The organism is Pseudomonas kilonensis (assembly GCF_001269885.1).
GTDB classification, from domain to species: Bacteria; Pseudomonadota; Gammaproteobacteria; order Pseudomonadales; family Pseudomonadaceae; genus Aquipseudomonas; species Aquipseudomonas kilonensis.
Genome location: NZ_LHVH01000027.1, coordinates 42,078 through 63,230 on the forward strand (window position 1 = coordinate 42,078; position 21,153 = coordinate 63,230).

A 21,153-nucleotide genomic window follows, 5' to 3' on the forward strand; every position below is an offset into this window, starting at 1 on the left:
ATCCGCATGCGCCGCGTCGTTATCACTGGTCTGGGCATCGTTTCGTGCCTGGGCAATGACAAAGAGACCGTCTCCGCTAACCTGCGTGCAAGTCGCCCTGGCATCCGGTTCAATCCGGAATATGCCGAAATGGGTCTGCGTAGCCAGGTTTCCGGCTCCATTGACCTTCCCCTCGAAGAGCTGATCGATCGCAAGATCTACCGTTTCGTCGGCCATGCGGCGGCTTACGCCTACCTGGCCATGAAGGACGCCATCGCTGACTCCGGGCTGACCGAAGAGCAGGTTTCCAACCCGCGCACCGGCCTGATCGCCGGCTCCGGTGGCGCCTCCACCTTGAACCAGATGGAAGCGCTGGACATCCTGCGCGAAAAAGGCGTCAAGCGCGTTGGCCCGTACCGCGTCACGCGGACCATGGGCAGCACCGTTTCCGCCTGCCTGGCCACGCCGTTCAAGATCAAGGGTTTGAACTACTCGATCTCCTCCGCTTGCGCCACCAGTGCCCACTGCATTGGTAATGCGGTCGAGCAGATCCAGATGGGCAAACAAGACATCGTGTTCGCCGGTGGCGGCGAAGAAGAACATTGGAGCCAGTCGTTCCTGTTCGACGCGATGGGCGCCCTGTCCAGCAAGCGCAACGACACCCCGGACAAGGCTTCCCGCGCCTACGATGCAGACCGTGACGGCTTCGTCATCGCTGGCGGCGGCGGCATGGTGGTGGTCGAGGAGCTGGAACACGCCCTGGCCCGTGGCGCCAAGATCTACGCGGAAATCGTCGGCTACGGCGCCACTTCCGACGGCTACGACATGGTCGCACCCAGCGGTGAAGGCGCCGTGCGTTGCATGCAGATGGCCATGTCCACCGTTGACGCACCGATCGACTACCTGAACACCCACGGCACCTCGACTCCGGTCGGCGACGTCGCGGAAATGAAAGGTGTGCGCGAAGTGTTCGGCGACAAGGCCCCGGCCATCAGCTCCACCAAGAGCCTGTCGGGTCACTCCCTGGGCGCCGCCGGCGTTCACGAAGCGATCTACTGCATGCTGATGATGGAAGGCAATTTCATGGCCGGTTCCGCCAACATCGACGAACTGGATCCGGAAGTGGCCGACCTGCCAATCCTGACCAAGACTCGCGAAAACGCCACCATCAATACCGTGATGAGCAACAGCTTCGGCTTCGGCGGCACCAACGCCACCCTGGTCATGCAGCGCTGGCAGGGCAAGTAAGCCCCGCCGCTACGCCACACACAAAAACGCCCCGACTGGTTCGGGGCGTTTTTTTGCCTGGCAAATATGCCTGAGTTCATTGTGGGAGCGGGCTTGCTCGCGAATGCGGTGGGTCAGCTAGCAAATGTGCCGTCTGACTCACCGCATTCGCGAGCAAGCCCGCTCCCACATGATATCTAAAGTGGGTGGAATTCAGCGCACGACAAACCGCTGCTGCGTCAGCAGCCGATCACCCTGGAACACCATGAACCGCCATTCCCCCGGCACCACTTCGTGGCTTTCGGTGAATTCGTAGGCCATGACATCCTGAGACGCGCCGGGCACCAGCTTCTGGATGACCTCGAACTTATCGTGGCGCACGCCATCGGGGGTGCGGATGCCGGGGGTGAAATACAACAGGGTCAACGGCTGGTCGTCCGCGATCTTGCCAGCCAACTGATAGCGCATGCCGAACTTGGTGCCCAGCTTCGCCGGCACGCTCTCGGTCTGGCGGATCTGCTCGTTGCTGCGCCGCAGGACCCGCTCTCCCGATTGCAGCTCGGCTTGCGGCCCTTCGAAGACGCCGTATTCCACCGGGCCTTCGACACGGACTTCGGCCTGTGCCAGGCCGCAGGTCAACAACAGCGCGACCAGTGCGCTTGAACGGGTGAGGTGCATAGTGCGCTCCTTGATTGAGATGAGCGCGAGGGTATGACGCGGGAGTGACAGGCTGATGACAAAGCGATGTTGGTCTGTGGGAGCAAAGCTTGCTCGCGATGCAGGCACCTCGTTTCCCCGGAAGCCGGCGTCGTCTTCATCGCGGGCAAGCCTTGCTCCCACACAACACCGCCAGAAAGTTATCCCGCGCCACCTTCCGCGCCACGTCTTGCGGCAAGGCATCGAGAAACGGATCGAAGCTGCGCAGCTCCTTGCCCAACTTGTTGAACCGCCCGACGACATCCGACCCCACCATGAAGCGCTCAGGAAAGCGCTCCACCAGCTTTACCCACTCATCCCGGGGCTTACCCGCCTCGTCCAGCAAGTACGGCGTGAGCACGCTCCAGGACAGGTCTATGTACAGATTGGGGTAAGCCTCGAGCATGCGGGTCAGGGTCGGCAACAGAAAATCCAAGCGGGTCTGGTGGCGATGGATTTCCATGCTGGTACCGGCGTGGGCCCAGATGAAGCGCGTGTGCGGGTGATTGCGCAACGGCTCCTCGATTTCTGCCAGGTACAGCGGATTTTTCTCACGCTTGGAAGTGATGTTGGAATGCAGCATCACCGGCAGGTCGTTCTCGGCCGCCAGGTGATAGATCCGCGTCATGGCTTCGTTGTTGGCCCGAGGGGTGTCGCCCGAGGTCAGCGCCGTCAGGTCGTCATGGCGGGTGAAGACTTCGCCGATGCCTTGCCACAACCCCGGGTAGAGATCGAGCATGCGCTGGATGTGGGCGGCGGAGTTCTTGTCGTTGGGGTTGAAGCCCGACAGGAATGGATGGAAGTGCCGGCGTTGTTCGTCGGTCAGCTTGCTCACCGCTGCAGCGACAATCACGTCGGTGGCGCTGTACCAATAGGCATCCGCGTCGTCACCGGCGTAATAGCGCGGACGCTTGGGTTCGTCCTCATGCCATTTCTTGGCCACCGGCACACCGGAAATCATCACATGTTCAATGCGATTGTCCGCCATTGCCTGGAGCAGCTTGGGCATGCCGGCGGTTTCCTGAAAGAAATCGACGTAATGCAGGTGCGCATCGCTGTAGGCATATTCGCGGGCCACGGCGCCGCTACTCGAAACGACCAGCAACCAGGCGAAGATCAAACGGGTCAAGGGCACGGGCAGTCTCCAAAAGCCATGAACACCGTAGACCCCAACCGTCCCGCTCGGGTTCAAGGCGCATCTGCCGCGCCTGCCGGCGGCGGGTTATGCTTCGTGCAACCGTTGTTCAACCTGGAAGACAACATGACCACTCCCCTGACCATTCGCCCCCGCGCCGAAGATGTCGAAGGCCAGCCGATTCTTCGCCCGCTGCCGTCCGCCAAATGCCGCAGCGTCGGGCCTTTCGTGTTCTTCGATCACATGCTGCAAACCACCTACCCGGCCGGCAGAGGCATGAACATCCGCCAGCATCCGCATATCGGCCTGTCCACCCTCACTTACCTGTTCGAAGGAAAACTCCAGCACAAGGACAGCCTGGGTTCCGACCAGGTAGTGAACGCCGGGGATGTCAGCTGGATGACTGCCGGCAGCGCCATCGCCCATGTCGAGCGCACCCCTGAGTCATTGCTGGGCAGCGCTTTTGTCATGCACGGGTTACAAGTCTGGCTGGCCTCACCCCAGTCCCACGAACAGGGCCCGGGGCACTACAGTCATCACCCGGCACACAGCCTGCCGGTCAGCGAGAACCTGGGGGTCAGCATCCGCATGATCGCCGGGTCAGGCTTTTGCCTGGAATCGCCGGTGCCGGTGCTGTCGCCGACGCTTTATGCCGAGTTGAACCTGCAAACTGCAACGACCTTGCTGATTCCCACCGAGCATGCAGAGCGGGCCCTGTATGTGTTGAGCGGCGAGGCGTTGCTGGACGGCGAGCCGGTGCAGGCTCACTCCTTGGTGATATTGCCGACAGGGGAAGAAATGACGCTGTTTGCCGACAGTGACTGCCATGCCGTGCTGTTCGGCGGTGCGCCCCTGGACGGGCCGCGACGGATCAACTGGAATTTCGTTTCCAGCGACCCGGCCCGGATCGATGAAGCTCGCCGGCGCTGGGCGGCTGGAGACTGGCCGACGGTGCCGGGGGAAAGCGAGCGGATCGAGTTGCCCTAGACCCAGGGTCACCTGTCAGGCAGTCATCGCGAGCAAGCTCGCTCCCACACTGGATCGGTGCCATTCACAAACGTTGTGAGCACCTAGGTCAAATGTGGGAGCGAGCTTGCTCGCGATGGCTTTGTAGCAGACAACAGAGATCCAGTCCCAACCTCAGCCCCTGAACACTTCATCCAACAAATTATGCATCGACCTGAACGCTCGCCCGGCCACCTTGGCGTCGTACATCATCTTGCCCGGCACATTGGCCTGCGGGTCGGTGAACGAATGCACCGCACCGCCGTAGCTCAGCAGTTGCCAATCCACCCCGGCGGCGTTCATTTCCGCTTCGAAAGCCGGTAGCTGCTCTTTCGGCACCAGCGGGTCGGAGGCGCCATGCATGACCAACACCGCGCCCTTGATGTTCTGCGCATCGGCCGGGTTCGGTGTATCCAGGGTGCCGTGGAAGGAAATCGCCGCCTTCAGCGGTGCGCCGCTGCGGGCCAGTTCCAGGGCGCAGCAGCCACCGAAGCAAAAGCCGAACGTGGCCAGCCTGGAAGCGTCGACCTGCGCTTCGCCCTGGCTCTGCAGTTGCTCGAGCGCCGCCTGCATGCGCTTGCGCAACAACGCCCGGTCGTTCTTGAGGGGCATCATCGCCGCTCCCGCCTCATCGGCATTGCTCGGGCGGACCGCCTGCCCGTACAGGTCGGCGATCAACACCACATAACCGTTGGCCGCCACCGATCTGGCGATGTCCTCGGCCCCCACCCCTACGCCCATCCAATTCGGCGCCATCAGCAAACCCGGGCGCGAGCCCTGTTGGCTGATGTCGAAGGCCAGGCGACCTTCATAACTTTGACCATCGATCTGATAGACCAGCGAACGAACCGTAACCTGACTCATGGCGGACTCCTCTTGAACGGAACACCAGAAATGAAAAAACCCGCCGAAGCGGGTTTTTCCTGCACTTGCTTAAGCTGACAGTTCAACCAGCAGCTTGTTCAGGCGACGTACATACGCCGCCGGATCCTTCAGGCTGTCGCCGGCCGCCAGGGCCGCCTGGTCGAACAGGATGTGCGACAGATCGCCGAAACGCTCTTCGCTCTGCTCGTTGTCGAGTTTTTCCACCAGCGGGTGGGCCGGGTTGAATTCGAAGATCGGCTTGGAGTCCGGGACTTTCTGGCCGCTGGCTTCGAGGATCTGGCGCATTTGCAGGCCCAGGTCCTGCTCACCGATGGCCAGGATCGCCGGGGAGTCAGTCAGGCGGTGCGAGACACGCACTTCGCTGACAGCATCGCCCAGGGCCGCCTTGATCCGCTCGACCAGGCCTTCCTTGCTCTTGGCGACTTCTTCGGCGGCTTTCTTGTCTTCTTCCGAATCCAGGTTGCCGAGGTCCAGGTCACCACGTGCCACATCGACGAAGCTCTTGCCGTCGAACTCGCTGAGGTAGCTCATCAGCCATTCATCGATGCGGTCGGTCAGCAGCAGCACTTCGATGCCTTTCTTGCGGAAGACTTCCAGGTGCGGGCTGTTCTTGACCTGTGCATAAGTTTCACCGGTCAGGTAGTAGATCTTGTCCTGGCCTTCCTTGGTACGGGCCAGGTAATCGGCCAGGCCAACGATCTGCTCGCCATCGTCACCCTGGGTCGACGCAAAGCGCAGCAGGCCGGCGATCTTCTCTTTGTTGGCGAAGTCCTCGGCCGGACCTTCTTTCATGACCTGGCCGAAGTTTTTCCAGAAGCCCTTGTACTGCTCGGGCTCGTTCTTCGCCAGTTTTTCCAGCATGTCCAGCACGCGCTTGGTCAGTGCCGACTTCATGGAATCGATGATCGGATCTTTCTGCAGGATTTCCCGCGAAACGTTCAGCGACAAATCGTTGGAATCCACCACGCCCTTGATGAAGCGCAGGTACAGCGGCAGGAACGATTCGGCCTGGTCCATCACGAACACGCGCTGCACGTACAGCTTCAGGCCGCGTGGCGCTTCGCGCTGGTACAAATCGAAAGGTGCACGGGCCGGCACGTACAGCAACGAGCTGTACTCCAGCTTGCCTTCGACCTTGTTATGGCTCCAGCTCAGCGGGTTCTCGAAGTCGTGGGCAATGTGCTTGTAGAACTCCTGGTATTCCTCGTCTTTCACCTCGGTGCGCGGACGGGTCCACAAGGCACTGGCGCGGTTGACGGTTTCCCATTCCACTTCAGGCTTTTCTTCGCCTTCGGCAGCGGTGACTTCCTTCGGCAGCTCGATCGGCAGCGCGATATGGTCGGAGTACTTCTTGATGATGTTGCGCAGGCGCCAGCCATCGGCGAACTCGTCTTCGCCGGACTTGAGGTGCAGCACAATGCGGGTGCCGCGATCAGCCTTGTCGACGGTGGCGACTTCAAACTCACCCTCGCCCTTGGACGACCAGTGCACGCCTTCGCTCGCCGCGAGGCCGGCACGGCGGCTGAACACTTCGACCTGGTCGGCAACGATGAACGCGGAATAGAAACCGACGCCGAACTGACCGATCAGGTGGGAATCTTTCTTCTGATCGCCCGACAGGTTCTTCATGAAGTCGGCGGTGCCGGACTTGGCGATGGTGCCCAGGTGCGTGATCACCTCTTCGCGGCTCATGCCGATACCGTTGTCTTCGAGGGTGACGGTTTTCGCGTCCTTGTCGAAGCTCACACGGATTTTCAGCTCAGCGCCGCCTTCCAGCAATTCAGGCTTGGAAAGGGCTTCGAAACGTAATTTGTCGACAGCATCAGAGGCGTTCGAAATCAACTCGCGAAGGAAAATTTCCTTATTGGAATACAGCGAGTGAATCATCAGGTGCAGCAGTTGCTTCACCTCGGTCTGGAAGCCCAGGGTTTCCTTTTGAGTTTCCACGCTCATGGTCATCAAACTCCAAGTGGATGGTGGTGTCCGCCTCGCTGAGATTGGCGGCGGGATGTCCTCAAGGTGGGGGCAACGCTGGTGATTTCAAGGGCGATCCGGTTTTGACGGCTCCTGGATCTTGAAATGGGCGCGGACGATGGCGATGGGTTGGGCCTCGACGTCTTGCCAGGCGGTGATCGCAACGTTGGCCACCCGCCTCTGGCACCTGGCCGGGTACTGATGGAAATGTGTTGCGAAGAAATTGCCTGAGCCACGGATAATCGCTGCTTTAATACCCGACGGCGGTTCACGAAGAACAATGGCCGAGTAAAAAGGAGCGTCAATGCATCAGGTAAAGCTGCCATTAGGTGGAGCATTATGGATGGCAGCAAGCCTGCTTTCATTCATAGGCATGGCCGTCGCGGCCCGAGAGCTTTCCACGTTCATGTCGATCTTCGAGATCCTGTTTTTCAGGTCCTTGGTCGGACTGATCATTATTTTTCCGGTTATTTACCAACAGCGCGCCAAGCTCAAACAAGCCCGTGACCTGGGTCTACAGATTGGCAGGAACGCAGTTCACTTCGCCGGACAATATGCCTGGACCATTGGCGTGGCATCGCTTCCGTTGGTTAAGGTCTTTGCCCTGGAGTTCACCACCCCGATATGGGTTTCCCTCCTGGCGTTTTTATTCTTGAAGGAAAAACTCTCCACCGCCAGGGTACTCGCCGCCATCGGCGGTTTCCTGGGCGTCCTGGTCATTCTAAGGCCCGGCCTTGATAGCATTGAACCCGCCGCGTTTATCGTTCTTCTGGCCGCCATGGGCTACGCAACATCCATCATCATGGTGAAAAAACTGACGTTGACCAGCAGTCCCGCCATCATCGTGATCTGGATGGTGCTTCTACAATTGCCCTTGGGCCTTGGTCTGTCCCTGGCACAATGGCGTACCCCTACGCTCGCCTGCCTCCCCTGGATCCTGCTGTTGGGCATAACGGGTTTAAGTGCACACTTCGCCATGGCCAAGGCACTGAGCGTCATGGAAGCCTCCATTGCCATCCCGATTGATTTTTTCAGGGTGCCACTCATTGCCGTCGTTGGTTTTTTTCTCTACAGCGAGCCTCTCGAAATCTGGGTATTGGTCGGCGCAGTGATTATCTTCGCCTCAAACTATCTGCCCTTCCGGGTCGAACAAAGGAACATGCCATCGTCAACTTCACCGAGCTCCGAGTGATCAGCTCAAGGGCGATCCGGTTTTGACGGCTCCTGAATCTTGAAATGCGCCCGGGCGGTGGCGATGGGTTGTGCCTCGACGTCTTGCCAGGCGGTGATCGCGACGTTGGCGACCCGCCGGCCCTGGCGCCAGACCTGGCATTTGGCGTAGGTGTCGCGAAACTGTCCGGTGCGCAGGTAATCCAGGGAAAAGTCGATGATTTTCGGTATGCCTGGCGTGCCGGTGGCGATCAACAGATGCACGGCAGCGGCCAGTTCCATGAAACCGGCGATGACGCCGCCATGGATGGCCGGCAGTAAAGGGTTACCAATGTTGTCTTTGTTGGCCGGCAGGCGAAACACCAAGTCGTCGCCCTGGCGCGTGCATTCGACGCCAATCAGTTGCGCATAGGGGATCGAGGCGAGCAGCAGCGCGTAGTCGCCCTGCTCACAGGCGCGGCGCAGTTGTTCCTGAGTGGTATCGGTCATGGCTGGCCCACGGCGGTCATCGGGCTGGCCTTCCCCATGCCCCTGGCATGCTGGCCCAGGCGCATGAAGGTGCCCACCGCATGCGCAATGGGTTGCTCGGGGTCGTCCTGATAGGCGAAACCCCGGCTGAAGATCACGTCCGGGGTGACCCGATAGCATTGCGCGAAGCCGTAGACATCCTTGTGGGGCTCGGCGGCGTGCATGTAGTCGATACGCAGGTCGAGGGTGGGACAGACTTCGAATTGCGGCAGCACACATAGGGTCGACATGCCGCACGCGGTGTCCATCAATGAGGTCAACGCGCCACCGTGGATGATGCCCGTCAGTGGATTGCCGACGATTTGCGGGCTGAACGGCAGGATGACCGTCAGCCCGTCACGGCTGGCGCTGTGCAGCTTCAAGCCCAGCACCTGGCAATGCCTGAGTGCGGATAAAAAGCGTGTCGCACGCTCAAAAACGGGGTCTTCGGCCATTTGATTAACGCTCCAGTGAGTGACGAGACCTGACGACAGGCGCGATCCACAAAGTTCCGTTGCAGTGCAAAGTTATATATCTGTTATGCAACAGGAACTTAATCCGAGGGGTGGCGTTCAAAAGGCCAGTAGTTATTTCCATAAGGAGAAACACCCCATGCGTAAGACTTTTGCTATTGCCTTGATGTTGGCCGCTTCCCTCGGTCTCGCTGCCTGCGATAAAAAATCCGAGGACAAAGCTCAAGATGCCCAACAACACGCTGAGCAAGCTCAGCAAGACATGAACAAAGCACAGGATAAAGTGAACGACGCGGCGAAAGAAAACGCCGAAGCCGCCAAAAAGCAGGCTGAATCGAACGAAGCGGCCGCGAAAGAAGCAGCCCCAGCTACTCCAGCTACTCCAGCTAAAACCAACTGATACGGTTTTAGCGGCAAAAGAAAACCCGCCTGGTGCGGGTTTTCTTTTGCCTGCGATTTGGCGGCGTCGCCTGTCAGGCCGCTTCCTTGCCCACCTCGGACACTGGCGCTTCGGTGGGGGTATAGACCATCACGTCCAGCACATCGGAGTGAAACTCGCGCTGGTACAACACAAACACCACGCCGGCACTCATCAACATGAATAACCAGGGGCTGACGAACCACGCCAACATGGTCATGCCGAAGTAATAGGCACGCAGGCCGAAGTTGAACTGGTTGGCGGCCATGGAGATCACTCGCGCCGCTCTTAGTGCAAAGGCCTTGCGCTCTTGCTCCGACACATGGCGCTCGCCGATCATCGGGGCCGAGCCAATCAGGACCGCCGCGAAGTTGTACTGGCGCATGCACCAACTGAACGTGAAGAACGCATACACGAACACCAGTGCCAGGCACAGCAACTTGACCTCCGCCATGCCCTGGGAAGCCTGCTGCACCATGGGGATGTCCGCCAGCAACGACACCGCCCGATCGGACGCCCCGAGTACTGTCAGGATACCGGCCAGGATGATCAGTGTGCTGGAGGCGAAAAAGGATGCGTTGCGCTCCAGGTTGCCGATCACGCTGGCATCGGCGATACGGTTCTCACGCAGCAGCATGCGGCGCATCCAGTCTTCGCGGTACAGGTGCATCACACTGGCCAGGCAGGCCGTGTCGCGCGCCTTCCAGGTGGCATAACGGGTGTAGCCCGCCCAGCAGATGATGAACCAGGCGGCGGCAAGCAGATGGATCAGGTTGGCTTGGATGAATGACATTCGATTTCCTGTGACGAAACAAAATCTGTGGCAATAGTATCAGCGAACCCTGTGGGAGCGAGCCTGCTCGCGATAGCGGTATAACGTTCACTTCGATGTCGGCAGCTCCAACGCTATCGCGAGCAGGCTCGCTCCCACAGTCCACGGAAAAAGACACTGCACTCAAAAAAAATGCCCCGTATCGATTGATACGGGGCATTTCGGGTTTTACCAGTGGACCTGTCGATCGCCGCTTAAGCCAACGCTTCGCTGCGTTTGCCCAGCAGGCGATCGCACACCACCGCGACCGCCAGGGTCATCACCGAAGGCACCAGCCAGGCCAGGCCTTGCTCGCTCAGCGGCAGATGGGCCAATTGCGTCGGCATCCAGTCCGCCAGGCCGGCGCCCTTGAGCGCATCGATCAGGCCAAACAGGAATGACACCAGCATCACCGGGCCAACGATGCGCCCCTGCTCGTGCCAGAAGTCCTTGCAGAAGCTCAGGGCCACCAGGGCGATACACGGTGGGTAGATCGCGGTGAGGACCGGAATCGAGAAGGCGATCAGCTTGGTCAGGCCCAGGTTGGACACCAGCAGCGAAAAGGCCGCCAGGATCACGACCAGGGTCTTGTAGGACAGCGGCAGTACGCGGCTGAAGTACTCGGCGCAGGCGCAGGTCAGGCCGACAGCAGTCACCAGGCACGCCAGGGAGATCAGCACCGCCAGGAAACCGCTGCCCAGGCTGCCGAAGGTGTGTTGCACGTAGGCATGCAGCACAGCCGCGCCGTTGGTCGCGCCCATGGCCACTTCATGGCTGCCCGAACCCAGGCGGAACAGGCTGACGTAGACCAGCGCCAGGCCCACCCCGGCAATCAGCCCGGCGATGATCGCATAGCGGGTGATCAAGGCCGGCGACTCGACGCCCCGGGAACGGATCGCGTTGACGATGACAATGCCGAACACCAAGGCGCCCAGGGTATCCATGGTCAGGTAGCCATTGATGAACCCTTGGGAGAACGGTGCCGCGATGTACTCGGGGGTGGCCACGCCGATATCACCCGTGGGCAAGACAAACGCCGCGATGCCGAGCACGGCCAGGGCGATGATCTTCAGTGGCGCGAGGAAGCGTCCGACGGTGTCCAGCAGGCGGCCCGGGTAGAGCGAGATGAAAAACACCAGCAGGAAATACGCTGCGCTGTAGAGGAACAGCGCCAGCGGGCTTTCACCGGTCAACGGCGCCAAGCCGACTTCGAACGAAACGGTGGCGGTACGCGGCGTGGCGAACAACGGGCCGACGGCCAGGTAGCACACCGCCGCCAGCAAGCCGCCGGCGACCTTGCCGATGGGGCTGCTCAAGGCGTCCATCGCCCCGCCCACCTTGGCCAGTGCAACGACCGTGATGACCGGCAGCCCGACCGCCGTGATCAAAAAGCCCAGCGCCGCCATCCAGACATGAGGCCCGGACTGCAAACCGACGATAGGCGGGAAGATGATGTTGCCGGCCCCGACGAACAGGGCAAATGTCATGAAACCGAGCGCCAGGATGTCCTGGCCTTTCAACACTTTCATTAAGGAAACCACACTACTGAATCGGAATTTAGAGAGGGATTTCCCTTATGGGTGAGGGAAATGCTGCCGATCCGTATGGGACCGACCCGTTTAGCGCGGCGCTTCCTTGTGGGCAGCGGTCGCAAAAATGGCTGCTAGCCTAACGAATTTAGCGAGAGAACGCACTGTTAAGGGGCGAACTATCCGATGCACGACGTTCGTGTGTCGCGTTTACGTATCTATTTTCCTGCGAAGGCCCTGTGGCAAGGGCCTTTATCTGTGGAGCAAGGCTTTGTGGGAGCAAGGCTTGCCCGCGATGGCGTCAGCGTGAACTTGACAGATAGAACTGGGTCGCCTGCATCGCGGGCAAGCCTTGCTCCCACAGGGCCTTGCTCCCACAGAGTGGACTGCACCCCAAAAACCTTGCCCCTACGGCCCCAGAAACGACAAAGGCCACCCGAAGGTGGCCTTTGTTGCTGGAACAAAAAAGTCAGCCGAAGCTTACTTCTTCATTTCCCAGCCAGTCAGCTCGGCCAGGGCCTTGCCGATGTCTGCCAGCGAACGCACGGTTTTCACGCCTGCGTCTTGCAGAGCAGCGAATTTCTCGTCTGCAGTGCCTTTGCCGCCAGAGATGATTGCGCCAGCATGGCCCATGCGCTTGCCCGGAGGAGCAGTCACACCAGCGATGTAGGAAACAACCGGCTTGGTCACGTTGGCCTTGATGTAGGCAGCCGCTTCTTCTTCAGCCGAACCGCCGATCTCACCGATCATGACGATCGCTTCGGTCTTCGGGTCTTCCTGGAACAGCTTCAGGATGTCGATGAAGTTCGAGCCTGGGATCGGGTCACCGCCGATGCCGACGCAAGTCGACTGACCGAAACCGGCGTCAGTGGTCTGCTTCACAGCTTCGTAGGTCAGGGTGCCGGAACGGGAAACGATACCGACCTTGCCTGGCAAGTGAATGTGACCTGGCATGATGCCGATCTTGCATTCGCCTGGAGTGATCACGCCTGGGCAGTTAGGGCCGATCAGGGTGATACCCAGCTCGTCGCACTTGACCTTGGCTTCCAGCATGTCGATGGTCGGGATGCCTTCGGTGATGCAGACGATCAGCTTGATGCCGCCGAACGCTGCTTCAAGGATGGAGTCCTTGCAGAAAGGAGCTGGAACGTAGATCACGCTGGCGGTGGCGCCAGTGGCGGCTACAGCGTCTTTCACGGTGTTGAACACTGGCAGGCCCAGGTGCTCGGTGCCGCCCTTGCCCGGTGTTACGCCGCCAACCATCTTGGTGCCGTATTCGATGGCTTGCTGGGTGTGGAAACTACCTTGCGAACCGGTAATACCCTGGCAGATAACCTTGGTGTCTTTATTGATCAGGACGCTCATTATTTGCCCTCCGCAGCTTTGACAACTTGTTGAGCAGCGTCGGTCAGGCTGGTAGCAGCGATGATGTTCAAACCGCTTTCTGCCAGTACTTTAGCGCCCAGCTCAGCGTTGTTGCCTTCAAGGCGAACAACAACCGGGATTTTCACGCCAACTTCTTTCACGGCGCCGATGATGCCTTCGGCAATCATGTCGCAGCGAACGATGCCGCCGAAGATGTTGACCAGTACTGCAGCGACGTTGGTGTCGGACAGGATGATCTTGAACGCTTCGGTTACGCGTTCCTTGGTAGCACCGCCGCCCACGTCGAGGAAGTTGGCTGGCTTGCCGCCATGCAGGTTGACGATGTCCATGGTACCCATGGCCAGGCCAGCACCGTTGACCATGCAGCCGATGTTACCTTCCAGGGCTACGTAGTTCAGTTCGAACTTGGCAGCGTGCGCTTCGCGCGGATCGTCTTGCGACGGATCGTGGAAAGTCTTCAGCTTAGGCTGACGGTACATGGCGTTGGCGTCGATGTTGATCTTGGCATCGAGGCAGTGCAGGTCGCCGTCGGCCTTGATCACCAGCGGGTTCACTTCCAGCAGCGCCAGGTCGTGATCCTTGAACAGCTTGGCCAGACCTACGAAGATCTTGGCGAACTGAGCAACTTGCTTGCCTTCCAGGCCCAGCTGGAATGCCAGCTCGCGACCCTGGAATGGCTGTGCGCCAACCAGTGGATCGATGGTGGCCTTGAGGATTTTCTCAGGGGTATCGTGAGCGATTTTCTCGATGTCCACGCCACCTTCGGTGGAAGCCATGAACACGATGCGGCGGCTCGAACGGTCAACGACAGCGCCCAGGTACAGCTCTTTAGCGATATCAGTGCACGATTCAACCAGGATCTTGGTCACTGGCTGACCGTTGGCGTCAGTCTGGTAAGTCACCAGACGCTTGCCCAGCCACTGCTGTGCGAAGGCTTTGGCGTCTTCTTTGCTGCGAACCAGCTTGACGCCGCCCGCTTTACCGCGACCACCGGCGTGAACCTGGGCTTTGACAACCCATTCGCTGCCGCCGATTTTGTCGCAAGCTTCTGCTGCCGCTTCCGGGGTGTCTACCGCGTAACCGGTGGATACTGGCAGGCCGTACTCAGCGAACAGCTGCTTACCCTGATACTCGTGAAGATTCATGCTTATTACCGTCTTCGTTAGGTACTGCGCATTCGGTGCTGCACCGTTCTGGTGCCGCACCACCTGTGACTGCTGCTTGCGTAGCGTTCCAGTTAACCGGTTCGGCTACGCAAGGCTGCGTCCAGCGGATATTCCGCGGTGAGTCTTGCTCGCAAGGCTCACGACGGGCCATACCGCCGTGGTTTCTTATTGTCTATTAACGCTTCTTGCGGTTGGCCACGTGAATGGCGCCGCCATTTACGGCCAGGGCCGCTTCGTGCAAGGCTTCGGACAGGGTCGGATGGGAGAAGACCATCATGCCCAGATCTTCAGCGCTGGTGCCGAATTCCATGCCGATCGCGCCTTGCTGTACCAGCTCGGCAGCGCTTGGGCCAATGACGTGAACGCCCAATACGCGATCCGTCTTGGCATCGGCGATGACTTTCACGAAACCACCGGTATCGTTGGCTGCCATGGCACGGCCACTGGCTGCAAACGGGAAGGTGCCGACGTTAACTTCAACGCCTTCGGCTTTCAAGGCCTGCTCGGTCTTGCCAACCCATGCGATTTCCGGGTGGGTGTAGATAACCGAAGGGATCAGGTCGTAGTTCATCTGGGCTTTGTGGCCCTTGATGCGCTCGACAACCATGATGCCTTCTTCGGATGCCTTGTGTGCCAGCATCATGCCGCGAACCACGTCACCGATGGCGAAGACGCCCGGAACTGCGGTTGCGCACTGGTCGTCGACGGCAATGAAGCCGCGCTCGTCGATTTCCACGCCGCTGTCGGCAGCCAACAGGTCGGTAGTCACAGGACGACGGCCGACCGCGACGATCAGCTTGTCGAAGGTGATGGTCTGTTCGCCGTTGGTGTCGGTGTAGGTCACCACGACTTCTTCGCCGTTGACCTTCGAACCGGTGACGCGAGCGCCCAGCTTGATGTCCAGGCCCTGTTTGGTCAGGGTTTTCAGCGCTTCCTTGGAAACCGCAGCGTCAGCGGCCATCAGGAAGGTATCGAGGGCTTCCAGTACGGTCACTTGCGCACCCAGGCGCGACCATACCGAACCCAGCTCGAGGCCGATCACGCCAGCGCCGATCACGCCCAGGCGTTTTGGCACGGTCTGGAATTCCAGGGCACCGGTGGAGTCGACGATCACGTTCTGGTCGACCGGAGCCGGTGGAATGTCGATCGGACGCGAGCCTGGCGCCAGGATGACGTTCTCGGCTTCGATCACTTCAACCGAACCGTCTGGCTTGGTCACTTCGACTTTCTTGCCCATCAGCAACTTGCCGTGGCCTTCGATGGAGGTCACGCCGTTGGCCTTGAACAGGGTGGCGACACCGCTGGTCAGGTTCTTGACGATGCCAGCCTTGCGGCCAACCATCGCGGCGACGTCCATTTTCACTTCACCGGTAGAGATACCGTGAACGTTGAAGCTTTCTTTCGCTTCCTTGTATTTCCAGGAGCTGTCCAGCAGCGCCTTGGAAGGAATGCAACCGACGTTCAGGCAAGTACCGCCGAGGGCCAGCTTGCCCTCCTTGTCGGTGTATTTCTCGATGCAGGCAGTGGTAAGGCCCAGTTGCGCAGCCTTGATGGCCGCTACGTAGCCGCCAGGGCCCGCACCAATCACTACCACGTCGAATTTCTGAGTCATGAGTCATTCCTTTTCGAATCAAACCGGACGATCACTTGTGATGACCGTCGAGGGACGAAACCGGTTGTTTCAGCAAGAGGCCGGTCAAAACAGACCGGCCCTCGCGGCGAAAATCAGATATCCAGCAGCAGACGAGCCGGATCTTCAAGCAGGTTCTTGATGGTTACCAGGAACGTCACGGCTTCTTTGCCGTCGATCAGGCGGTGATCGTAGGACAGTGCCAGGTACATCATCGGACGAATCACGACCTGACCATTGATCGCCATAGGACGCTGCAGAATGTTGTGCATGCCCAGGATAGCCGCTTGTGGCGGGTTGACGATCGGGGTCGACATCATCGAACCGAATGTACCACCGTTGGTGATGGTGAACGTACCGCCGGTCATCTCTTCGATGGACAGCTTGCCGTCACGGGCCTTCTTGCCGAAGGTGGCGATGCCGCCTTCGATTTCGGCCAGGCTCATCAGTTCGGCGTTACGCAGTACCGGAACCACCAGGCCACGGTCGCTGGAAACAGCAACACCGATGTCGGCGTAGCCGTGGTAGACGATGTCGGAACCGTCGATCGACGCGTTGACGGCCGGGAAGCGTTTCAGCGCTTCGGTGGCAGCCTTGACGAAGAACGACATGAAGCCCAGGCGTACGCCGTTGTGGGACTTCTCGAACAGATCCTTGTACTTCGAACGCAGGGCCATGACTTCGGTCATGTCGACTTCGTTGAAAGTGGTCAGCATCGCCATGTTCGACTGGGCTTCTACCAGACGCTTGGCCACGGTAGCGCGAACGCGGGTCATCGGAACGCGTTTTTCAACGCGGTCACCGGCAGCGAACACCGGAGCGGCAGCGGCAGGTGCGGCAGGCTTGGCTGGCGCGGCGGCCGGAGCGGCTTTCTTGGCGGCAACGGCTGCAACCACGTCTTCCTTGGTCACGCGACCACCCTTGCCGGTGCCGGCAACGGAAGCGATGTTGATGCCATTCTCTTCAGCCAGCTTGCGAGCAGCAGGGGCAGCGACTGGATCGTCTTCGCCACCAGCGGCTGGAGCAGCAGCCTGGGCGGCAGCCGGTGCAGCGGCGGCTGGAGCGGCGGCAGCAGCGCCGCCCTCTTCGATCGAGCCCAGGACCTGGTTCGACAGAACGGTAGCGCCTTCCTCGGCAATGATTGCGCCCAGCACGCCGTCAGCTTCGGCCAATACTTCCAGCACGACCTTGTCGGTCTCGATGTCGACGATCAGGTCGTCACGCTTGACGGCCTCGCCTGGTTTCTTGTGCCAGGTGGCAACGGTGCCATCGGCAACCGATTCCGGGAATGACGGGGCTTTGATTTCGATAGCCATTATCTGTGGGTCCTTAAAATTCGGTTTCAGTCAGCGCGAAGGCGTTAAACAGTGAAGGCATCTTGCAGCAGTTTTTCCTGCTGCTCGGCGTGCATCGACGCATAACCACACGCAGGTGCAGCAGAAGCATCACGGCCGGCATATTCCAGGCCCAGGGCCTTGTTATGGTTGCCGATGCTGCGACGCAGGTGATGCTGGCTGCTGTACCACGCGCCTTGGTTCATCGGCTCTTCCTGACACCACACCGCATGGGTGAGGTTGGTGTAAGGCGCGATGGCCTCCATCAGGTCTTCTTCCGGGAACGGGTAAAGCTGCTCGATACGCACGATGGCGATGTCTTCGCGGCCTTCGGCACGACGTTTTTCCAGCAGGTCGTAGTAGACCTTGCCGCTGCACATGACCAGGCGAGTGACCTTCGCCGCGTCCAGAGTGTCGATTTCCGAAATAACGGTCTGGAACGAGCCTTCGGCCAGATCCTCGAGCGTGGAGATCGCCAGTTTGTGACGCAGCAGCGACTTCGGTGTCAGCACGATCAGCGGCTTGCGCAGCGGACGGATGACTTGACGACGCAGCAGGTGGTAGATCTGTGCCGGCGTGGTCGGTACGCAGACCTGGACGTTGTGCTCGGCACACAGTTGCAGGTAACGCTCCAGACGTGCCGAAGAGTGCTCCGGCCCCTGCCCTTCATAACCGTGTGGCAACAGCATGGTCAGACCGCAGAGACGGCCCCACTTGTGCTCGCCGCTGGTGATGAACTGGTCGACAACCACCTGGGCACCGTTGGCGAAGTCGCCGAACTGGGCTTCCCAGATCACCAACGCCTCAGGCGTGGTGGTCGAGTAACCGTATTCGAACGCCAGCACGGCTTCTTCGGACAGGAACGAATCGTACAGGTCGAAACGTGGCTGGCCCTTGTACAGGTTTTGCAGCGGGACGTAGGTACCCGCGTCCTTCTGGTTGTGCAAGACAGCGTGACGGTGCGAGAACGTACCGCGACCGATGTCCTGACCCGTCATGCGAATCGGGTGACCTTCGAACGCCAGGGTCGCGTACGCCATGGTTTCGGCGTAACCCCAGTTGATCGGCAGGCCGCCGGCTTGCATCTTCTGCCGGTCTTCGTAGATTTTCGCGACCTGGCGCTGAACCACAAAGCCTTCCGGAATTTCCAGCAGCTTGGCGGACAGTTCCTGCAAGGTTTTCAGATCGAAGCGAGTGTCGTGACGCGCGGTCCAGGCGTGGCCCAGATACGGACGCCAGTCCACGAACAACTCTTTGTTCGGCTCTTTGACCAGGCTTTTTACCACGTGCAGACCGTTGTCCAGCGCGTTGCGGTATTCGTCGACTTTCGCCTGAACACGCTCAACGTCCAGCACACCGCTCTGGGTCAGATGATCGGCATACAGCTCACGGGTGGTGCGCTGTTTGGTGATCTGCTGATACATGATTGGCTGGGTGCCGCTTGGCTCGTCGGCCTCGTTGTGGCCGCGACGACGGTAGCAGACCAGGTCGATCACCACGTCACGCTTGAACTGCATGCGGTAGTCGATGGCCAGCTGGGTCACGAACAACACGGCTTCCGGATCATCACCATTCACATGGAGGATCGGCGCCTGGATCATCTTCGCAACGTCGGTCGCATACTCGGTGGAGCGCGAGTCCAGCGGGTTGCTGATGGTGAAACCGACCTGGTTGTTGATCACGATGTGCACGGTACCGCCGGTCTTGAAACCGCGGGTCTGCGACATCTGGAAGGTTTCCATGACCACGCCTTGACCGGCGAATGCCGCGTCACCGTGGATGGAGATCGGCAGTACCTTCTCGCCGGTAGGGTCGTTACGACGATCCTGACGGGCGCGGACCGAACCTTCGACCACTGGAGAAACGATTTCCAGGTGAGACGGGTTGAACGCCATGGCCAGGTGCACTTCGCCACCTGCGGTCATCACGTTGGACGAGAAGCCCTGGTGGTATTTCACGTCACCGGAACCCAGCTCGACCTTCTTCTTGCCTTCGAACTCGTCGAACAGCTCGCGCGGGTTCTTGCCGAAGGTGTTGACCAGCACGTTCAGGCGACCACGGTGGGCCATGCCGATCACGATTTCCTTGGTGCCGTAGGAACCGGAACGCTGGATCAACTCGTCGAGCATCGGAATCAGGCTCTCGCCGCCTTCCAGACCGAAACGCTTGGTACCCGGGTATTTGGTCCCGAGGTATTTTTCGAGGCCTTCGCCGGCGGTGACGCGCTCAAGCAGGTGGCTCTTGATGTCGACAGAGTACGTCGGACGGCCGCGCACGCTTTCCAGACGCTGCTGGAACCACTGGCGCTGCTCGGAATCGGTGATATGCGTAAATTCAGCGCCGATGGTGCGGCAATATGTCTGCTGCAACGCTTCGTGAATTTCGCGTAGGCTCGCTTCCTCTTTGCCGATGAACAGGTCGCCGGCACGGAAGGTCGTATCAAGATCGGCATTGGTCAAGCCGTAGTGAGTGATCGACAGGTCTGCAGGTGCAGGACGCTGCCACAGCCCCAGCGGGTCAAGCTGGGCTGACTGGTGGCCACGCATCCGGTAGGCCTGGATCAGTCGCAGCACTTCAACTTGCTTCTTCTCGTGTTCACTGCTCACGCTGCCGGCAGACACCGGTTGAGCGCGGCGCTGGTTCTTTGCCAGCAACACGAAATGATCGCGAATCGTCGAGTGCGAAACATCAGTGGCAGAGTTACCGTCAGCCGGCAACTTCTGAAAGTAGGTGCGCCATTCTTCTGGCACAGCGTTAGGGTCGTGCAGGTAGAGCTCGTAAAGCTCTTCCACATAGGCAGCGTTACCACCGGAAAGGTGGGCACTGTTCCACATGCGCTGCATCACGCTTTCTTGCATGCTTGGTCACCCTCGATTAGGGGAACACCATCGGCGAAAACACCGAGCAAACTTGCAGAAGTCCGAGTGCAGCGACTAAAACAAGCCACTTAGGATCACGCTGATAGTCCGGGTACCAGCCCGGATGCCCCTGCTTGTCTCATTTCTTCAAAATAAGAACCGCCGCTTTGTAAGCGGCTGTTCTGGTTATAGCCTCAGCGCGGGTTGAAGCCCGCGCCTGGCCTTCTACGGGTAAAGCGGTCCTACGGGTACAGCAGCTGAATCACACGCCGCTCTGCAGCAGCATGTTACGTACGTGACCGATGGCCTTAGTCGGGTTCAGGCCTTTCGGGCAGACGTTGACGCAGTTCATGATCCCGCGGCAGCGGAATACGCTGAACGGGTCATCCAGTGCAGCCAGACGCTCGGACGTCTTGGTGTCACGGCTGTCTGCCAGGAAGCGGTACGCTTGCAGCAGGGCGGCCGGGCCCAGGAACTTGTCCGGGTTCCACCAGAAGGATGGGCACGAGGTCGAGCAGCAAGCGCACAGGATGCACTCGTACAGACCGTCGAGCTTCTCACGCTCTTCTGGGGACTGCAGACGCTCGATGGCCGGAGCCGGCGTGTCGTTCTGCAGGTATGGCTTCACCTTCTCGTATTGCTTGTAGAAGATGCTCATATCGACGACCAAGTCACGGATAACCGGCAAACCTGGCAACGGACGAACGATCAGCTTGTTGCCCTTGACCACCGCAGACAGCGGTGTGATGCAGGCCAGGCCGTTCTTGCCGTTGATGTTCATGCCGTCGGAGCCGCAAACGCCCTCACGGCAAGAGCGACGATAGGAGAAACCCTCGTCCTGCTCTTTGATCAGGGCCAGCACGTCCAGCACCATCAGGTCTTTACCACCGGTATCGACCTGGAAATCCTGCATGAACGGCGCAGCGTCCTGATCAGGGTTGTAGCGATAAACACTGACTTGCAACATGGC

The 21,153-nt window shown here is 59.7% G+C and carries 18 protein-coding genes and 1 pseudogene; 4 read left to right on the plus strand and 15 right to left on the minus strand.

Annotated elements, in window-relative coordinates; translation table 11 throughout:
* The first annotated feature begins 6 nt into the window (after positions 1 to 6).
* Positions 7 to 1,227: a beta-ketoacyl-ACP synthase I gene (gene fabB, locus AD662_RS20750; protein WP_014339570.1), complete on the plus strand. Its 1,221-nt coding sequence runs from the start codon at positions 7 to 9 to the stop codon at positions 1,225 to 1,227.
* Between the two features lie 192 nt (positions 1,228 to 1,419).
* Here the strand turns inward: fabB and AD662_RS20755 are convergent, their stop codons facing one another.
* Together AD662_RS20755 and AD662_RS20760 are read right to left on the minus strand one after the other, a co-directional pair.
* Positions 1,420 to 1,884: a DUF3859 domain-containing protein gene (locus tag AD662_RS20755; protein ID WP_053189654.1), complete on the minus strand. Its 465-nt coding sequence runs from the start codon at positions 1,882 to 1,884 to the stop codon at positions 1,420 to 1,422.
* Positions 1,885 to 2,020: 136 nt separating this feature from the next.
* The gene (locus AD662_RS20760; protein WP_018610120.1) at positions 2,021 to 3,037 is read right to left on the minus strand and encodes an amidohydrolase family protein; all 1,017 of its coding nucleotides are present in this window, start codon (positions 3,035 to 3,037) and stop codon (positions 2,021 to 2,023) included.
* A gap of 126 nt (positions 3,038 to 3,163) precedes the next feature.
* On the opposite strand from AD662_RS20760, the gene AD662_RS20765 reads away from it, so the two are divergent.
* On the plus strand, positions 3,164 to 4,024 hold the full coding sequence (locus AD662_RS20765) for a pirin family protein (protein ID WP_018610118.1): 861 nt from the start codon (positions 3,164 to 3,166) through the stop codon (positions 4,022 to 4,024).
* A 153-nt stretch (positions 4,025 to 4,177) separates the two neighbouring features.
* On the opposite strand, the gene AD662_RS20770 is transcribed toward AD662_RS20765, so the two are convergent.
* The 3 genes and pseudogenes from AD662_RS20770 to AD662_RS28775 form a co-directional block, all read right to left on the minus strand.
* Positions 4,178 to 4,906, minus strand: coding sequence for a dienelactone hydrolase family protein (locus AD662_RS20770; RefSeq protein ID WP_053189655.1), 729 nt, complete (start codon positions 4,904 to 4,906; stop codon positions 4,178 to 4,180).
* Between the two features lie 69 nt (positions 4,907 to 4,975).
* Positions 4,976 to 6,880 (minus strand): molecular chaperone HtpG, encoded by a 1,905-nt coding sequence (gene htpG / locus AD662_RS20775; protein WP_024617132.1) that lies wholly within the window; start codon positions 6,878 to 6,880, stop codon positions 4,976 to 4,978.
* An 87-nt stretch (positions 6,881 to 6,967) separates the two neighbouring features.
* Positions 6,968 to 7,087 (minus strand): annotated as a pseudogene (locus AD662_RS28775) (PaaI family thioesterase); the annotation flags it as partial.
* Between the two features lie 118 nt (positions 7,088 to 7,205).
* Here AD662_RS28775 and AD662_RS20780 point away from each other — a divergent pair.
* Positions 7,206 to 8,093, plus strand: coding sequence for a DMT family transporter (locus AD662_RS20780; protein WP_053189656.1), 888 nt, complete (start codon positions 7,206 to 7,208; stop codon positions 8,091 to 8,093).
* Positions 8,094 to 8,098: 5 nt separating this feature from the next.
* On the opposite strand, the gene AD662_RS20785 is transcribed toward AD662_RS20780, so the two are convergent.
* Together AD662_RS20785 and AD662_RS20790 are read right to left on the minus strand one after the other, a co-directional pair.
* Complete coding sequence (locus AD662_RS20785) at positions 8,099 to 8,560, minus strand: PaaI family thioesterase (protein WP_053189657.1); 462 nt, start codon at positions 8,558 to 8,560, stop codon at positions 8,099 to 8,101.
* A complete protein-coding gene (locus AD662_RS20790; protein ID WP_053189658.1) occupies positions 8,557 to 9,033 on the minus strand; it encodes a PaaI family thioesterase in 477 nt (158 codons plus the stop codon). Before AD662_RS20790 ends, AD662_RS20785 begins: the two co-directional genes overlap by 4 nt.
* Positions 9,034 to 9,190: 157 nt before the next feature.
* Here AD662_RS20790 and AD662_RS20795 point away from each other — a divergent pair, with 157 nt between their 5' ends.
* On the plus strand, positions 9,191 to 9,451 hold the full coding sequence (locus AD662_RS20795; RefSeq protein ID WP_053189659.1) for a hypothetical protein: 261 nt from the start codon (positions 9,191 to 9,193) through the stop codon (positions 9,449 to 9,451).
* 73 nt (positions 9,452 to 9,524) lie between these two features.
* On the opposite strand, the gene AD662_RS20800 is transcribed toward AD662_RS20795, so the two are convergent.
* From AD662_RS20800 to AD662_RS20835, 8 genes are all read right to left on the minus strand, one after another.
* The gene (locus tag AD662_RS20800; protein WP_018610109.1) at positions 9,525 to 10,262 is read right to left on the minus strand and encodes a DUF599 domain-containing protein; all 738 of its coding nucleotides are present in this window, start codon (positions 10,260 to 10,262) and stop codon (positions 9,525 to 9,527) included.
* A 233-nt stretch (positions 10,263 to 10,495) separates the two neighbouring features.
* The gene (gene brnQ, locus AD662_RS20805; protein ID WP_018610108.1) at positions 10,496 to 11,809 is read right to left on the minus strand and encodes a branched-chain amino acid transport system II carrier protein; all 1,314 of its coding nucleotides are present in this window, start codon (positions 11,807 to 11,809) and stop codon (positions 10,496 to 10,498) included.
* A 480-nt stretch (positions 11,810 to 12,289) separates the two neighbouring features.
* Entirely contained in the window at positions 12,290 to 13,174 is an 885-nt protein-coding gene (gene sucD / locus AD662_RS20810; protein WP_003179236.1) for a succinate--CoA ligase subunit alpha, read from the minus strand.
* Positions 13,174 to 14,340, minus strand: a complete 1,167-nt coding sequence (gene sucC, locus AD662_RS20815; protein WP_007919879.1) for an ADP-forming succinate--CoA ligase subunit beta — start codon at positions 14,338 to 14,340, stop codon at positions 13,174 to 13,176. Before sucC ends, sucD begins: the two co-directional genes overlap by 1 nt.
* 196 nt (positions 14,341 to 14,536) lie before the next feature.
* Positions 14,537 to 15,973 (minus strand): dihydrolipoyl dehydrogenase, encoded by a 1,437-nt coding sequence (gene lpdA, locus AD662_RS20820; protein WP_018610102.1) that lies wholly within the window; start codon positions 15,971 to 15,973, stop codon positions 14,537 to 14,539.
* Positions 15,974 to 16,086: 113 nt separating this feature from the next.
* On the minus strand, positions 16,087 to 17,307 hold the full coding sequence (gene odhB, locus AD662_RS20825; RefSeq protein ID WP_014339583.1) for a 2-oxoglutarate dehydrogenase complex dihydrolipoyllysine-residue succinyltransferase: 1,221 nt from the start codon (positions 17,305 to 17,307) through the stop codon (positions 16,087 to 16,089).
* Between the two features lie 44 nt (positions 17,308 to 17,351).
* Positions 17,352 to 20,183: a 2-oxoglutarate dehydrogenase E1 component gene (locus AD662_RS20830; protein WP_053189660.1), complete on the minus strand. Its 2,832-nt coding sequence runs from the start codon at positions 20,181 to 20,183 to the stop codon at positions 17,352 to 17,354.
* A 262-nt stretch (positions 20,184 to 20,445) separates the two neighbouring features.
* A complete protein-coding gene (locus AD662_RS20835; protein WP_018610098.1) occupies positions 20,446 to 21,150 on the minus strand; it encodes a succinate dehydrogenase iron-sulfur subunit in 705 nt (234 codons plus the stop codon).
* Positions 21,151 to 21,153: the final 3 nt, after the last annotated feature.